This is a genomic window from Methylophilus methylotrophus DSM 46235 = ATCC 53528 (assembly GCF_000378225.1).
Taxonomy (GTDB): Bacteria; Pseudomonadota; Gammaproteobacteria; order Burkholderiales; family Methylophilaceae; genus Methylophilus; species Methylophilus methylotrophus.
The window spans coordinates 292,198-308,368 of sequence record NZ_KB905142.1 but is presented as its reverse complement, the minus strand read 5'-3'; the positions used below and the strand labels follow the sequence as shown (position 1 = coordinate 308,368).

11 protein-coding genes are annotated in these 16,171 nt (G+C 47.9%); 2 read left to right on the top strand and 9 right to left on the bottom strand.

The features are described 5' to 3' along the window. Window positions 1-35: 35 nt before the first annotated feature. Both F463_RS0107985 and mfd read right to left on the bottom strand, forming a co-directional pair. Complete coding sequence (locus F463_RS0107985; RefSeq protein WP_018986548.1) at window positions 36-653, bottom strand: DedA family protein; 618 nt, start codon at window positions 651-653, stop codon at window positions 36-38. Further along, window positions 653-4,045 carry a transcription-repair coupling factor gene (gene mfd, locus F463_RS0107980; protein WP_018986547.1) on the bottom strand — a complete coding sequence of 1,131 codons (3,393 nt, stop codon included), beginning with the start codon at window positions 4,043-4,045 and terminating at the stop codon, window positions 653-655. The genes F463_RS0107985 and mfd overlap by 1 nt, the downstream gene beginning before the upstream one ends. Before the next feature lie 147 nt (window positions 4,046-4,192). Between mfd and rpiA the strand changes: the two genes are divergently transcribed. Further along, complete coding sequence (gene rpiA / locus F463_RS0107975) at window positions 4,193-4,867, top strand: ribose-5-phosphate isomerase RpiA (protein WP_018986546.1); 675 nt, start codon at window positions 4,193-4,195, stop codon at window positions 4,865-4,867. A gap of 12 nt (window positions 4,868-4,879) precedes the next feature. Continuing rightward, a complete protein-coding gene (gene mltF, locus F463_RS0107970) occupies window positions 4,880-6,349 on the top strand; it encodes a membrane-bound lytic murein transglycosylase MltF (RefSeq protein ID WP_026295434.1) in 1,470 nt (489 codons plus the stop codon). A 22-nt stretch (window positions 6,350-6,371) separates the two neighbouring features. On the opposite strand, the gene F463_RS0107965 is transcribed toward mltF, so the two are convergent. The 7 genes from F463_RS0107965 to F463_RS0107935 form a co-directional block, all read right to left on the bottom strand. Then, a complete protein-coding gene (locus tag F463_RS0107965; RefSeq protein ID WP_018986544.1) occupies window positions 6,372-7,805 on the bottom strand; it encodes a TolC family outer membrane protein in 1,434 nt (477 codons plus the stop codon). Between the two features lie 52 nt (window positions 7,806-7,857). After that, window positions 7,858-8,871, bottom strand: a complete 1,014-nt coding sequence (locus F463_RS14205; protein ID WP_018986543.1) for a beta-barrel domain-containing protein — start codon at window positions 8,869-8,871, stop codon at window positions 7,858-7,860. Further along, on the bottom strand, window positions 8,837-10,228 hold the full coding sequence (locus F463_RS0107955; protein ID WP_018986542.1) for an alpha/beta hydrolase family protein: 1,392 nt from the start codon (window positions 10,226-10,228) through the stop codon (window positions 8,837-8,839). The genes F463_RS14205 and F463_RS0107955 overlap by 35 nt, the downstream gene beginning before the upstream one ends. A gap of 27 nt (window positions 10,229-10,255) precedes the next feature. Next, a complete protein-coding gene (locus F463_RS0107950; RefSeq protein WP_018986541.1) occupies window positions 10,256-11,113 on the bottom strand; it encodes a hypothetical protein in 858 nt (285 codons plus the stop codon). A 65-nt stretch (window positions 11,114-11,178) separates the two neighbouring features. Further along, the gene (locus tag F463_RS0107945) at window positions 11,179-13,359 is read right to left on the bottom strand and encodes a peptidase domain-containing ABC transporter (protein WP_018986540.1); all 2,181 of its coding nucleotides are present in this window, start codon (window positions 13,357-13,359) and stop codon (window positions 11,179-11,181) included. Between the two features lie 206 nt (window positions 13,360-13,565). Beyond that, on the bottom strand, window positions 13,566-14,840 hold the full coding sequence (gene serS, locus F463_RS0107940) for a serine--tRNA ligase (RefSeq protein WP_018986539.1): 1,275 nt from the start codon (window positions 14,838-14,840) through the stop codon (window positions 13,566-13,568). Continuing rightward, window positions 14,840-16,165: a replication-associated recombination protein A gene (locus F463_RS0107935; protein WP_018986538.1), complete on the bottom strand. Its 1,326-nt coding sequence runs from the start codon at window positions 16,163-16,165 to the stop codon at window positions 14,840-14,842. Before F463_RS0107935 ends, serS begins: the two co-directional genes overlap by 1 nt. Between the last annotated feature and the right edge of the window lie 6 nt (window positions 16,166-16,171).

Sequence of the window (16,171 nt, the reverse complement as noted above, 5' to 3'; positions counted from 1 at the left end):
GCAAAACTGCTGTGGCATTTACTCCAGCTGACTGATTACGCCGCCTCATTTTTGAAATGTCTGCGCACATACCATGCAACAAAAATCAATCCCAATGCAGCAATCACATAATGTGACTCGTGGAAGTAAACCTTTAAATCTTCCCAGTGCTCGCCAGCTTTCATACCGACATAACCCAGCACCCAGCACCAGATGAGTGAGCCAACAAAAGTGTAAGCGATAAAGCGTGTCATATTCATGCGCGCCACCCCTGCCGGGAAGGCAATAAACGTGCGCACGGCTGGTAACAGGCGGGCAATAAAAATAATGATCTCTCCATGATTGGCAAACCAGCGGTCCGCCATGTCGAGATCCTTTTTGCTGATGAGCACATACTTACCATATTTTTCCACCAGTGGGCGGCCACCATACATCCCCAAGTAATAAGCGGGGATGGACCCCACCACACAGCCAACAGCCCCTGCCAAGGCAATGCCCCATAAGGTTAAATCGCCTTTGCTGACCAGGAATCCGGCAAACGGCATGATGATTTCTGAAGGTAAGGGAATGCAGGCGGATTCAATCGCCATCAGCAAGACAATACCGCCATAACCCATGCTGGCAATCACGGCAATAATCCAGCCCGCCACAGCCGCAACAAACTTTTCTAACATTACATAAATTCCTTCAAAAGGGTTTTCACTAATTCTACACGGTGATTGAGATTACCAAGTTGCACAGTGACACGTAATTTATCCGGTCCATTCATGCGGCAGCGTTTATCGCGTTGCAACAGGTTGATCAGTTTCAGCGGATCAAGATCTGCCTTGACGTTGAACTGCAATTGGATGGCCGCATCCGAAGCATCAATTTTGACAATCCCCAATGGTTTAGCTGCGATACGTAAACGGTGGCAAGCAATCAGTGCCTCGCCAGGCTCGGGCAGCAGGCCAAAACGGTCTATCAGCTCTTCTTGCATGGCGTCCAGTGCGTCGTCGTCTTCGCAGTTTGCCAGGCGCTTATAAATCACCAGCCGTTCATGCACATCCGGGCAGTAATTGTTGGGCAGCAAAGCAGGCGTATGCAGGTTGATTTCGGTGGTGACCCCCAGTGGCGCATCGAGATCGGGTTCTTTACCGGCCTTGAGCTGTTTGACGGCGTGATTGAGCATCTCTGAATACAGGTTAAAGCCGATTTCCTGCATTTCGCCACTCTGGCTGTCGCCCAGCAACTCACCGGCCCCACGGATTTCAAGGTCATGCATGGCCAGGTGAAAGCCTGCGCCCAAGTCTTCGAGTAGTTGAATCGCGTCCAGCCGTTTTTGCGCTTGTGGCGTGATATTACGGTGCGGATCGGTCAATAAATACGTGTAAGCCTGGTGGTGACTACGACCGACGCGGCCACGCAACTGATGCAATTGGGCCAGGCCAAACATATCAGCCTTGTTGATGATCATGGTGTTGGCTGTCGGCACGTCGATGCCGGTTTCGACAATGGTGGTACACAGTAAAAGGTTGGCGCGTTGCTGGTAAAAATCGCGCATCACATGCTCCAGCTCGCGCTCGCGCAACTGGCCGTGGCCGATGGCAATGCGGGCTTCGGGGACGATTTTTTCCAGTTTTTCCTTCATCACATAGATGGTATCCACCTCGTTATGCAGGAAATACACTTGGCCGCCGCGCTTGAATTCACGCATCACCGCCTCGCGGATAATGCCGTCCGAATACGGCGTATGGAAGGTTTTAATGGCCAGCCGTTTTTGTGGCGGCGTGGAAATCACTGAGAACTCGCGCAGGCCTTCCATGGCCATGCTGAGCGTACGTGGAATCGGTGTGGCGGTCAGCGTCAGCACATCCACCTCGGCACGTAGGGCTTTCATCTGTTCTTTTTGCCGCACGCCAAAACGGTGTTCTTCATCGAGAATCGCCAGGCCCAGATTCTTGAATTTGACATCTTTCTGAATTAGCCGGTGGGTACCAATGATGATATCTATGCTGCCATCGGCCAGCCCCTTGAGCGCTTCAGTTTGCTCTTTGGCAGTACGGAAGCGCGAGATTTCAGCAATCTTGATCGGCCACTCGGCAAAGCGGTCCACAAAGTTCTGGTAATGCTGCTCGGCCAGCAAGGTGGTTGGCACCAGCACCGCTACCTGGCGGCCGCCCATTACCGCAACAAATGCAGCGCGCAACGCCACTTCGGTTTTGCCAAAGCCAACATCGCCGCACACCAGCCTGTCCATAGGGCGGCCAGATTGCATGTCTTTGATGACCGCTTCGATGGCATCCAGTTGGTCTGGCGTCTCTTCAAACGGGAAGCCCTCACAAAACGCTTCGTAATCATGCAGCCCCAAGGTAAACGCGTGGCCTTTGCGCGCAGCGCGTTGTGCATATAAATTAAGCAACTCGGCGGCAGTATCACGGATTTGCTTGAGGGCTTTTTTCTTGGCTTTATCCCATTGCCCACTGCCTAGCCGATGCAAAGGCGCACTTTCAGGCGGCCCGCCGGAGTAGCGTGAAATCAGGAATAATTGCGAGACAGGCACGTACAGCTTGTCATCACCAAAATATTCAATCAGTAATAGCTCGGTTTCGCCTTCGCCAAAGTCGATATTGACCAGGCCCTTGTAGCGCCCTACCCCATGCTGCTCGTGTACCACGGGGTCGTCAATACGTAACTCGGACAAGTCTTTGAGCATGCCTTCGGCATTGCGCGCTTTTTCCTGGTTGCGGCGGCGCTGCTGGCGCACGGTGCTGGCATACAGTTCGGCTTCAGTAATGACAGCTTTATCACCATCGACCAGGCCTTGATGCAACGGTGCCACGCCCAGCATGACGTTGAAGCTTGAGTTTGCAAAACCCGCCCAGTCTTCGGCCAGGGAGAACGTGACGCCATGCTCAGTGAACAATTGGGCAATCGTTTCGCGGCGGCCCAGGCTTTCGGCAGCAATCAGCACCCGTCCGTCAAATTGCTGAATAAAGGCTTGCAGCTTGTGCAAGGGCTGCTCAGCGCGGCGGTCTACATCCACGGCTGGCAGCACGGTTTGTTGGGCAATCTGCTGAATGACCAAGGCGAAGTCATGCGTGCGCTTAAAAAATTCATCGGCTTTTTGCAGCAGTGTTTCCGGGCGCAAGATGGGTTTTTCCGCATCATGTGCCATCAGGCGGTAACGTGTACTGGCATCGGCCCAAAATGTTTGCGCGGCCTTGTCCAGGTCCCCATGCAGGCAAAGGACTGTTCGTGCAGGTAAATAATCAAATAACGTAGCCGTCTGTTCAAAAAACAGCGGTAAATACCATTCGACCCCGCCGCTAGGCGTGCCTTTACTCACATCCTTGTAAATTTTGGCGCGTTGCGGATCGCCCTCAAAATATTCACGAAACTGACTGCGGAAGCGCGTAATCGCCGCTTCATCCATGGGGAATTCGCGCGCAGGTAACATGCGGATTTCGGGCACTGGATACACGCTACGCTGGGTGTCGATATCAAACGTGCGTATGGTTTCGATTTCGTCATCGAACAGGTCAATGCGGTAGGGAAAGGCGCTGCCCATGGGAAACAAATCCACCAGCCCGCCGCGCACGCTGAACTCACCCGGCGCCATCACCTGGCTCACATGGTGGTAACCGGCCTGCGCACACTGATTACGCAAGGCCTCCACATCCAGCTTTTGGCCTTTTTTGAGCATAAACGAATGCGCTGCCAGATATGCCACTGGCGGTAACCGTAGGAGCGCAGTTGCCATCGGCACAATCACGACATTGCTCTGGTTCTGGCTCAGTTGATACAAGGTTGCCAGGCGCTCGGAGGTCAAGTCAGGATGCGGGGAAAACACGTCATACGGCAGCGTTTCCCAGTCTGGCAACAGATGTACAGCAATCTCTTTGCCAAAAAACGGGATTTCATCCATGAGCCGCTGTGCTTCAAACGCACTCGCTGTTAAGACCACCAAGGGCGTGTTTGTTGCTTTTAAACCACAAGCCAGCTCGGCTAATGCCTGACTATCCAGGCCCTGACTTTGAAAAGAAAAGCGCTGCGGATGCCCGATGACGGGGAATGAAACTGCCATAAAAAATTAGACTCTTATTGCTCAGGTTAGATGAGTATTTGTTGGCGAATCTGCCGAGTTTGTTATTATAACTGCAAGCGTCGATTGGCTGTCATGCAATGACACCATGGACGCCCGAGCGAATAAAATGCAGCACGGAGAATAAACATGAACGACAAACAAGCCGTCGCGCTGGAAGCTGCCAGCTACGTCAAAAACGAGATGATTGTAGGCCTGGGAACAGGATCTACAGCCAACTACTTCATTGAAGCACTGGCTGAGCGCCAGAAAACAGAAAATCTGCGGGTGACCACCGTTGCTAGCTCAAATATCAGCATGATCAAAGCACAAAGCGTTGGCCTGACCGTGCTCAGCCTTGCCCAACTGAGTCAAATAGACCTTTATGTGGATGGCGCTGACGAAATCACGCCCGACAATACCCTGCTCAAAGGCCGTGGCTATGATCTGGTCATGGAAAAACTGCTAGCCAAGGCAGCCAAACAGTTTATTGTGGTGGCCGACAAAAGCAAGCTCGTGGATCGCATAGGCACCCACTATCCGATTCCAATTGAAGTCATGCCCTTTGCCTGGCAGGCGGCCAAGCGCAGCATTGAGGCGATTGGTGGTGTGGGTGATTTACGGCCGAATGCCGCTAAAGATGGCTTGTGCATAACCAGCCATGGCAGCCTGGTACTGGACATGCGTTTTGATGCCAGCCTGGATGCTCATGCATTGAATGCATTGCTCAATAATGTCCCCGGCGTGGTGGAACATGGCATTTTCACTCACCTTGCAGACACTATCCTGATTGCTGATCAAGGCAAGATTGAAACGCGCGTTTAAGCGTTCGTATTGATGCAGTATTCTCCAGGCAAGTCAGGGCACGTGAGATGGCTTAAAACCATGCTGGCTGTATTGTTTGCTGGGCTTCTCGGCTGTAGTGACAGCAATACGCCTAAGCAGCTCGCGCCTACAAAACCCAAACCAGATCCATATACCATCCGGTTTGTGACCATTAACAGCCCCAGCACTTACTTTATTGATAGTCAAAACAATTACGCCGGGCTGGAATACGACCTTGCCAAACGTTTTGTCGAGTTTTTAGGTCCCCCCTATTCCCTCAAGTTTATCGTCGTCGATAGTTTTGACAAGGTATTTCCTACCTTGCTCAGAGGAGACGCCGATATTGCTGCAGCTGATATCAGCATTACCGCTGCGCGTAAACGCCAGGTGTTGTTCGGCCCGGCATTCAACCAAGTGCAATCCATGGTCGTGTTTAACCGGGAGAACAACAGAGAGCCCGGTAAGGCTGAGTCACTATTACAAAAACGCATCGTGCTACCCAAAGGCACCAGCTTTGTAGAGCGTATGCGTGAATTACAGTCCAAATTTCCTGCACTGACCTGGAGAGAATCTGGCAAGCTCAGTTCAGAACAACTGATTGAAGCCGTAGCGCGTAACGAAATCGATTTTACTGTGGCAGATAATCACCTGCTTGCCATCATGCAATACAACTATCCTCAACTGGATGCCGGCATGATGCTGGGACAAGCGGACAAAATCGCGTGGGCGCTCAATAAATTAAACGATGAGGAGCGGCTCAAACAGGTGGAAGCCTTTTTCAAGAAAATTGAAAAAGACGGTACTTTGCGTAACTTACTTGACCGCTACCACGGTTATACCAAGCGACTGAAACCAGTAGATATCACCGCATTTTTGAGCAAATCGCAAACACTGCTGCCCAAATATATACGCCTTTTCAAGAACGCACAGGAAATCACTGACATCGACTGGCGCTTATTGGCCGCCCTCAGTTACCAGGAATCACACTGGGACAACTACAGCACCTCCCCGACCAATGTACGCGGTCTCATGATGCTGACAGAGCAAACCGCCAACATGATGAATGTCTCTGACCGCCTGGATCCCAAACAAAGTGTCGTTGCCGGGGCCAAATTTTTCCTATGGATGAAAGACCGTATCCCAACGCGCATTCCCGAGCCGGACCGCACGTTTATGACCCTTGCTGCCTACAACAATGGTGTCGGCCATCTTGAAGATGCACGCATCATCGCGCAACGACTGGGGCTCAACCCTGACAGCTGGGCCGATGTAAAACGTGGTTACCAGTTACTTAACGACCCGGCTTATTATGTGAATGCCAGACACGGTTATTGCAGCTGTGGCGCGCCCGTGATTTATACCGAGCTGGTCAGGAGCTACTACCAGATCATGCAAAAATACTTCCCGCCTTACGACCCCGGTGTAGACCCATACAAGATCGCAGATATAAAAATGCCCTGGTTGTTAGCCAAGGCATCTTAAAAAATATTTCAAAGTGATTGAGTTAAGATTCCAGCCACTGATTCACCTCATCCAGATCATCTTCACTCAGTAAACCGCTGCTATATTTGAGTTTGAGTAAGCCTAGCAGATAGGTATAGTGCGTTTGCAGCAATTCGCGTCTGGCATTAAATACCTGCTGCTGTGCATTCAGCACATCAACGTTGGTGCGGATGCCGAGCTTGAAACTCTTGGTCGTCGAGGTCAGCTGGCTTTGTGCCGAACGTAAGGTTTGTTCGTTGGCATGCGCTTGGGCGATGCTGCTGGTGATTTCCAGATAGGCCTGTTTGGTATCGAGCTCGACTTTACGCCGTGCAGCTTCAATTTCCTCTTGTGCCTTTTGTTGTTTGGCAACGGCTTCTCTAACTTTAGAACTCACAGCGCCACCTTGGTAGAGCGGAATTTGTAATTGCAAACCGACTGTAGTGTTATTTAAATCACTACCAAAGCCATTGATACCGCCATTTGCATCTGTCCTGGTGTAATTAGCTACCGCATCCAAGGTAGGCAAGTGACCGGCGGTATTGAGCTCGACCGCTTTGTTCGCCAGATCATAGCTAATTTTTTTAAGCTGTACCGTAAGATTGTTTTGCAAAGCCAAATCCAGCCATTGATTCAAAGCAGACTGCGTAGATGTACTCTGTGCACCTTTGATGGCCTCCGGGTTTTGAAGTGGGATATTCGCTTGGATACCATATAGGCTACTGGGGTAGCGAGAGGTCAGTAGCTTTACAGCTTGTTTCTTGTTTTCGATCTCAATGGTCACAGCAATTTCTTGCGATTGCACCACATCATATTTGGCTTGCGCTTCATCCACATCAGTGATGGTCGACACCCCATTTTTGAAATTAGCTTTGGCTTGTGCCAGTTGAATGGCAATCGCATCTTTTTGCGCATGATTCAAGACCAGCTTATCTTGTGCTAAAAGCACGTCAAAATAGGCTTGTGCCGCTTTCATCAGCACATCTTGCCGATCTTGCTGTAATTGCAGGTCTGCTTCATTCACCTCTAGCTGGGAGGCTTCGTACTGGACGTAGTTCTGTTTACGGTACAGCGGTTGGTTGATATTGATACCGTAGCTTAAGGTATTAAAGCGCTCTGAGCGGTTATTGTTATTAAAGACCGTTTGCCCGGTATATTGAATATTGGTATTAGAACGGTTGAGATTGCCATTCAGGTTAATCGTAGGTAACAACAAAGCTTTGCCTTGCACTAGCTTTTCTTGCGCTCCCACATTTTCATATCTGGCAGCTGCCCATGTCGGATCATTCGCTAACGCCAACAGATAGATGTCTTTGAGGCTCAGTGATGATTGCGATCTGTTGACCGCTTGTTGGTCTGATTGGGCTTGCTCAGGTGAGTATGTGTATGTATCAGCATATACAACAGAGATGGCTGATATTAACAGGCAACAGAATGTTTGGGTACGATTCAGCATTTTGGAGCTTCTTGTAATAATTGTGGCAGTTGAATGTGAGGTGCAAACTACATCAGCGCTCTCTTGCTGCTTCGTGAAAGGCTTTTCTCACTGGGGAGAGCAAATACTCCATCACGGTCTGGTCCGCGAGTTTGATTTCAGCAGATACCTGCATACCCGGGTTGAGTTCAAGCACCTTATCGTCCACTTTCAATTCCTGCATTGAGAGTTTGGTCAAAGTTTTGTAACTGGCAGGCAGGAGTGTTCTTGTTTCCTCAGAAGCATTGTTACGTTGCTGATTCTGCTCGGTCGCATCCGCGCCAACCTGTTGCACAACACCATCAATCATGCCGTACTTTTGGAATGGGTAAGCGGTCAGTTTTAACTTGACGGATTGGCCTTCATGCACAAAGCCTGCATCTTCGTTCTTGATCCAGACCTCGGCATTGAGCGTCTCGTGCACTGGGACAAGCGTCATGAGCACAGTACCAGGCGATACGACAGTGCCTGGCGTGTGTGTAGCCAAGTCCTTGATAATACCCGCTTGCGGTGCTTTGAGCCGTAACAACCCATTTTTATGAGACTGCTTGGCCCAGTCCTGTTTGAGTTTTTGCTCTTCGGTAAACGTAGCGACTTTTTCGGCTTCGAGCTTTTGACGATAGTCTGAACGAATTTGTGCCAGCCTTTGATCTGCTTGGGCAATCGTCGCACGGATGGATTGTGCATTATGCTTTTGCGCTTCCAGGTCTTGCTCCGTTTCAATGCGGAAACGTTTTTTCTCATCCACCATGAGTTGCCCGGCAAACCCATCTCTACCCAACTCCTCATAGGAAGCTTCTTGCGCTTTATATGATGGGAGGGTCTGCTCTAGTTTGCGTTGAATTTCTTGAGAGCCTGCTAAATCACTTTGGGCTTTCCGCTTGCTCGCAACCTCAGCAGAAAGATCATCTTGATAGGCACGGATATTCGCCAGGTAAGCTGCATTCACCTTATCGAATAGCTGTACATCATCGCCCTGGTTGCGACGGAATGAAAGTCCACTCAACTCAGCATCAATACGGCGTAATGTGAGCGCATGGTATTGCAACGCATCTCTGATAGTTTAGAGACCAAATAGATGCATTATTGAAAGCATTAGCTCCAATAGATAAACCACCAGTGTTGTATCCAATAAAATCTATTGAGCTAAAATCGAACAAATATCCATTGTTGCTTAAATTAAAGTTACCGGGTCTAAAACCATCTGAGATAAACTCATTGATAAATGCATATGTACCTGTTGCGGTATTTACATTCCCAAGGCCTGTAACATGTCCTACACCGTTATTATAAAGGGTGCTGTTATCTGCACTAACCGGTGTTCCATCTGATCCTGAAGGGGTTGTATTAGTTGTGCTTGTAGAGGTGGTTATAGTCACGCTTGAGTTAGTAGACCCATCAGTCACATAGCTAACTGGTGTCAGTACAGATGACACACCTCTATCCATAACTTGAATAGTTCGAGTTTGTCCATCAGGTGTCAGAACTTCTAAAACACGCGAATCGATATCACCACTAAACTTTAGAATGGCTCGAGTAAATCCTAACGAATCTTTCACAACTAATTGGTCGGAAATATTTCGAATCTGCGTTTGACCTAAATTATCAGTGTAGCTTCCTTGCTGAGGTACTAAGCTATATCCAGGCGTGAAGATACTGCTACCGTCAGGACTATCCTCAAGCGCTCCTAACATGCGTAATACTTGAGCGATTTGAGAACTAGCATGTCTATTTCCAAACTGATCGGACCCAGCGACTGCCAAAACCCCCAATAAGGGATTTAAGAGTGCGCCGACCAATCCTACACCCAAATTCGACCATCCAAAAGACATAGCAGGAACATATTGAGTTTGCCCGATATGAAAGCCAGTTTGATTTGAAACAAGACTATCTGTAACAATATAGTTGGTGAAAGTGCTAGGGATTCCAAGACCGTTATAAGTTCCTGTTAATTGGAGCGACAAATCATGGAATTGTGAAGTTTGTACGATACGACCACCTGCACCAGGATCTATTGCCAGCCCATCCCAACCAAACATTTGGCTTATGATTTGAGCCATTGCTCCCCCAAGAGAATGCCCAGTTACATAAATTGGGGAGCCTTCAAGCGCCGGAATATTCCTAATTTGATTAGCGAATTGAGCTGCCAAAGTGAATTGGTCATTCCACTGACCTAGCTTAACTGCATAATCAGGAATGATATCTGTAACACCATCTGTGCCTCGATAAGAGATAACTACTTCGCCGGTAATAATATTTTTATAGGCAGCAGCAGCAAATCCCCCATCCTGCATGCCCTGTATAAATGCCCAACCTTCAGGTGCAGCTTGATTAGATAGTTTGTCTTTATCATAAACAAAAACAGCTAACTCAGCTATTTGAGAGTTATTTTGCAGTGTTGCCATTTAGCTTCTCCTTTTATATTTCTTTGTTTAGTTTTTTACTTGGCTTTCAAATATCCTTTTGTAAAAAGCACTTTCTTCACTGCTCTTATAATTTAGCAAGCCATCTACTTGAGTGATAAATGACCATGGCAATTCAAATTCAAAATAGCGCTTGATCAGGCCTTGATTTGTTAAGTCTCTACGACTATCCAAATAATAATTTACGGTACTCTTCTCTTTACTCCGTGAGCAGCCTTGGTCAAAACTTATTAACGTCAGCCCATTAATCGCATTCCTCTTAAAACCAGCGACAACCTTCGCTCCAGATACCGATCCTTTTGAAGGAAGCCCTTCATCACTAACAAAAAAAGCCTCCCACTTCGAATCCCTATCTCCCCATATGCCGAGAGCGCTAACATTCGCAATTGACCTCTGCATTCCTTGTGGAGGATTTCCTTTTAAAGGAAATTCAGATTGAGTTTTCAACCATCTTAATGAGGTATATCTTGCTTCATAATCAGATAGCTGCTCATTTAACCAAGGTAAATGAAATTTCTGCTCATCAATGTAAACATCCAGCATACAGCGAAAAGTTTTCTTACAATTCTCAGCTTTCCCGGCTATACCACATAACTTGTAATTGGCATCTTCGATACGAAAAGCTGCTGCTTCGACTCCTTTAAGTTTCTGATCGACCCCTACAGAAGGCATTCCAAAACTATCGGCAAACTTTTCGTTATATACCCAAATATTGTTATCTTTAAAAAAAGACTGCCCATCAAAACTTTGATTGTCTATATACCGGACTGACTGACTATTTCTATTCGCCACATCTGCACTTGAAGTAAGGCAAGTTATGCTAGTAAAAAATAGAATAAGAAAGAAAGGGGTTAGGTTATTTTTCATAGTTATGATTTGAGTTTTTTAAGAAATCAAAATTAATTGCATCTAGCATATTCACGAAAGTCTTTTTATTCGCTTCTTGTAGAAGAAAGCGTTGTGTTTTGATTAAGACAATTAAGCCGTATCACATCGTCCACCAGCAAGTTTTTGGGCAATTGATGAGTAATGAAGATAATGGTGATCTTGCCTTTAAGCCTATTAATCGTTTGCGCAAACTGTTCAGCAGTTTGAGGATCAAGATTGCTGACTGCTTCATCGAATATCAGGATGTTCGGCTGTCTGAGTAGCGCTCTAGCAATTGCAATTCGTTGCTTCTGTCCACCACTTAACCCAATGCCATGCTCACCTAATGGAGTTTGGTAACCTTGGGGCAGTTGCTCAATCGTTTCGTGTATGCCCGCCAATTGGCAAGCCATGATGATTTGCTCAAAGCTTGCATGTGGGTTTGCTAGCGTTAGGTTCTCATAAAGCGTGCCCGAGAACAGTGTGGTCTCTTGTGGGACTACACCAAACACATTGCGCAACTCATTAGCACTCATGTAGCGGATGTCTTTGCCATCAAGCTTGATACTGCCTTCTTGTGGTTGCAGAAACCCAAGCATCAGCTTAGCCAGTGTGCTTTTTCCGCAACCACTAGGCCCCATGATCACTGTGCACTTTTGTGGTTTGATATTGATATTCAGTTGTTGATACAACCAAGGGTGATTTTCTGAATATCTAAAGCTGATGCTCTCAAAGTCGAGTTGCCCCTTAATACTGTTTGCTCTGGCTGGGATGAGTGAATAAGGCTCTGTTGGGGCATCCATTAAATCACCTAGACGCTTCACTGCAATATCTGCCTGCTGGAATTCCTGATACATACCAACGAGCCTTAATACCGGACCCGAAAGTCTTCCGCTAAACATCTGGAAAGCGACCAGCATCCCGATGGTGAACTCTGGGTTATGCATGACGATCCATGCTCCCACGCAAAGAATAGCTAGGGTTTGTAGTTGATCTAAAGTATTGGCGGTGATGTTGTAGCTGTTGGAGAGTTGTTTGGCAGTGAATGTGCTGTTGAGGTAGGTGGCAAGATAATCACCGTATTTCTGTTCTAGCTGGGGTTCTAGTTGCAGGGCTTTAACCGTTTCCATCCCTGAGATATATTCAGTGAGAAATGCCTGATTTCTTGCGCCGAGCAGGAATTGCTCGTTAAGTCGTTTACGGAGTAAAGGTGTCACAGCCAAGCTGACAAGGGTAATCAATGTCAAACTTGCCAGACTGATTAAAGTGAGCTGCCAGCTATACCAAAACATAATCGCCAGGAAGACGATTAAGAATGGGAAGTCGAGCAGCAAAGTAATCAACGAGCCAGCCAGAAATTCCCGAATGGTTTCTACCCCATGTAACCTGGCAACCAATGTCCCAGTAGGCCTATGCTCAAAATAGCGCATGGGCAGATGTAGCAGATGGCCAAACACTTTATGAGCTAGAACTGCATCAATACGATTGCCAGTGTGCAATACCAAGTATTGCCTCACCCAACTCATGATGGCGTTAAAGACCATGAAGATACCAAGTGCGATGGCAACGACGATTAAGGTACTGGTCGTATGGTGAACCACCACTTTATCAATAATGACTTGTGTTCCCAGTGGAGTAGCCAACGCCACTATTTGAATGGCAAGGGACGCTAAGAGGATTTCACGCCATACAGTCTTGTGTTTGAGTAGCTCTGGAATAAACCACTTAAAGCCAAAAGGACGTTGGGAAGTTTCTGATTTTGCTGCTGATGATTGCGGACTAGCTTGCGCTTCAAGTTCTGCAGCAGTTTGATTGGAATCATGCCTTTTAGAGGTCAATAACACCTGACCTGTGATTTGTGCAGCAAACGCTGAATACTCAATGGTTTCTGGTTGTTCAGTACCAGTCTTAATCCACAGCACTCGTTCTTTGTCGCATTTAAGAACGATAGCTAAGCTTAATAACTCCTCTTTCTCTGTATCCTCTATATCTTGTTCGAGCGAAGGCTCAGTGTTGGCAGGTTCTTTTAGAAACGTTAGAACGGGGAATACGGCTGGATGGATATCATGCAAGTCTAGTGTTTCAACACCGACTTTGAACCCGTAAGACTGCAAGGCAGTTTGCAGAGAAGTTAAATCATAAGGTGGGACAAAGCTGCGAATCAGCAATTGAGCATCAAATGGAATCTTGTGCAGCGCGCACAAGCCACCTATCGCCCAGACAAAATGCTGGCTGCTTAGCCTCATCTATCCACCCTGAATTTATTTTGTTTGTTTCAGGCATCATAAACGAAAAAAATGTTAAATAAAAACATTATTTTTTAACTTTAAAAATCAAATAATTACATAAATTACCTTATAAATATTTATCGAAGAAATTGATACCATGTGAAACATAAAAATAAATGCCCTGGTTGTTGGCCAGGGCATCTTGAACACTGCGTAGGGATGAATCAGGCGGTAATGACGGTCTTGCCGCCCATATAAGGTTGCAAAGCTTTAGGAATCGTCACCGATCCATCGGCATTCTGGTTATTCTCAAGTACAGCCACCAGCGTACGGCCCACAGCCAGTCCAGAACCATTCAAGGTATGCAATAAATCAGGTTTGCCCGCAGCATTACGGAAACGGGCCTGCAAACGGCGCGCCTGGAAGGCTTCGCAATTAGAGACTGAAGAGATTTCACGGTACGTATTCTGTGCTGGCAGCCAGACTTCCAAGTCATAGGTTTTGGCTGCGCCAAAGCCCATATCCCCAGTACATAGCGAAACCACGCGATATGGCAACTCCAGCGCCTGCAGAATGGCTTCGGCATGGCCAACCATTTCCTCCAATGCCTGATAGCTGGTTTCAGGATGGACGATCTGCACCATTTCGACTTTATCAAACTGATGCTGGCGTATCATGCCTTTGGTATCGCGACCATAAGAACCCGCTTCAGAACGGAAGCAAGGGGTATGGGCAGTCAGTTTAATGGGCAGTATATCCAACGGCACAATCTCGTCGCGGACTGTGTTAGTCAAAGTCACTTCAGAAGTTGGAATCAGGTATAACTTGCTGTCATTATGCGGTGTCGCAAACAGGTCTTCTTCAAATTTGGGCAACTGGCCGGTACCCACCAAGGTTTCGCGGTTAACCATATATGGCGTGTAGCACTCGGTATAGCCGTGTTTTTCGGTTTGCGTATCAAGCATAAACTGTGCAATTGCGCGGTGCAGTTTGGCGATCTGACCTTTCATTAAGGTAAAGCGTGCACCAGACAATTTAGCACCGGTATCAAAATCCAGGCCCAGCGGCGCACCTACATCAGCATGATCTTTAACCTCAAACTCAAAGCTACGCGGCGTTCCCCAACGGCGCACTTCAACGTTTTGCGTTTCATCCTGCCCCACTGGCACGCTTTCATGTGGCAAGTTAGGCACATTGAGCATCAGTGCCTGCATATTGGCCTGAATATCATTTAACTGCGCTTCTGCGGCTTTCAGCTCATCGCCTAAACCCGCGACTTCGGCCAAAATCGCACTTGCATCCTCCCCTTTGGATTTTGCGATACCGATTTGCTTGGAAGCCGAATTGCGTTTGGCTTGCAGATTCTCGGTATTGGTCTGGATGGTTTTGCGCTGGGCTTCAAGCGCTTTGAACTCTTCTGCCGGAAAAGCAAATTTACGTGCTGCCAAGCGGGCAACCACATTGTCCAAATCATTTCTAAGCTGTTGAATATCTAACATTATTTTTTCGCTTTGCTTTTTAAGTATTGCTGATCAAGGTCTTTAAGTTGATTAAGTTTCTCCCCTATTTTACCTTCCAATCCACGCGGTGTGGGCTGGTAAAACTGTGGCGGATCCATGTCATCAGGGAAGTATTGCTCGCCTGCGGCGTAAGCGCCAGGCTCATTATGCGCATAACGGTATTCTTTGCCATAGTCGAGCGCCTTCATGAGTTTGGTTGGCGCATTTCTTAAATGCAAGGGTACGTTGCGTGATTTATCTTGTGCCACAAATGCCTTGGCCTGGTTGTAAGCCATGTAACCGGCATTGCTCTTGGCCGCCACGGCCAGGTAAATCACGGCTTGTGCCAGCGCCAGCTCGCCTTCAGGGCTGCCCAGGCGTTCAAATGTCACCGCAGCATCATTGGCAATCTGCATGGCACGTGGGTCCGCCAGGCCAATGTCTTCCCAGGCCATACGGATAATGCGTCTGGCCAGGTATAGCGGGTCTGCCCCACCATCAATCATGCGCATAAACCAGTACAGCGCGGCATCGGGGTTGGAACCGCGTACTGATTTGTGCAAGGCGGAAATCTGGTCGTAAAAGGCTTCGCCGCCTTTATCAAAGCGGCGCAGTTTGCTGGCCATCGTTGATTGCAAAAACGATTCATCGATAGTGGTAACATTTGCCGCCAACGCGCCATTAAAAAGCCCTTCGGCAAAGTTGAGCAAGCGTCTGGCATCGCCATCGGCGTAGGCTAATACCTGTTCCTTGACTTCGTCAGCCAGTGTCACATTTGGTGCAACCTTGAGCCGCCCGCGCTCAAGCAATTCTGCCAGCTCATCTTCAGTGAGCGCATTTAACACAAAGACTTGTGCCCGGCTCAACAACGCACTATTAACCTCAAAAGACGGGTTCTCCGTTGTCGCGCCAATAAAAGTAATCAGTCCGCTTTCAACAAACGGCAAAAAGGCATCCTGCTGTCCTTTGTTAAAACGGTGGACTTCATCGACAAACAGGATGGTATTGCGGCCCGTTTGTTGCAAAGTAAGCTCGGCACGCTCGACAGCCTCACGGATATCTTTGATGCCAGACAATACCGCGGATAATGGTACAAATTCGGCATCGGCTGTTTGTGCAATCAGCCGTGCTAAGGTGGTTTTGCCCACGCCAGGTGGCCCCCACAATATCATGGAAGGCAGTTTGCCGGATTCGAACGCGCGGCGTAATGGTTTACCTTCACCCAGCAAATGAGTCTGCCCAACCACCTCATCCAGTGTTTTGGGGCGCAGCTGCTCTGCCAGTGGCACAGAAGAAGGTGTTTGTGGTTCAAACAGGGAGGACATGATGAT

What these genes read in the sequence shown, in the direction of transcription:
- F463_RS0107950 (WP_018986541.1), bottom strand. Translation starts at nt 11,113, where the DNA reads ATGAAAAATAACCTAACCCCTTTCTTTCTTATTCTATTTTTTACTAGC.
- mltF (WP_026295434.1), top strand. Translation starts at nt 4,880, where the DNA reads ATGCAGTATTCTCCAGGCAAGTCAGGGCACGTGAGATGGCTTAAAACC.
- F463_RS0107955 (WP_018986542.1), bottom strand. Translation starts at nt 10,228, where the DNA reads ATGGCAACACTGCAAAATAACTCTCAAATAGCTGAGTTAGCTGTTTTT.
- F463_RS0107965 (WP_018986544.1), bottom strand. Translation starts at nt 7,805, where the DNA reads ATGCTGAATCGTACCCAAACATTCTGTTGCCTGTTAATATCAGCCATC.
- serS (WP_018986539.1), bottom strand. Translation starts at nt 14,840, where the DNA reads ATGTTAGATATTCAACAGCTTAGAAATGATTTGGACAATGTGGTTGCC.
- rpiA (WP_018986546.1), top strand. Translation starts at nt 4,193, where the DNA reads ATGAACGACAAACAAGCCGTCGCGCTGGAAGCTGCCAGCTACGTCAAA.
- F463_RS0107945 (WP_018986540.1), bottom strand. Translation starts at nt 13,359, where the DNA reads ATGAGGCTAAGCAGCCAGCATTTTGTCTGGGCGATAGGTGGCTTGTGC.
- F463_RS0107985 (WP_018986548.1), bottom strand. Translation starts at nt 653, where the DNA reads ATGTTAGAAAAGTTTGTTGCGGCTGTGGCGGGCTGGATTATTGCCGTG.
- mfd (WP_018986547.1), bottom strand. Translation starts at nt 4,045, where the DNA reads ATGGCAGTTTCATTCCCCGTCATCGGGCATCCGCAGCGCTTTTCTTTT.
- F463_RS0107935 (WP_018986538.1), bottom strand. Translation starts at nt 16,165, where the DNA reads ATGTCCTCCCTGTTTGAACCACAAACACCTTCTTCTGTGCCACTGGCA.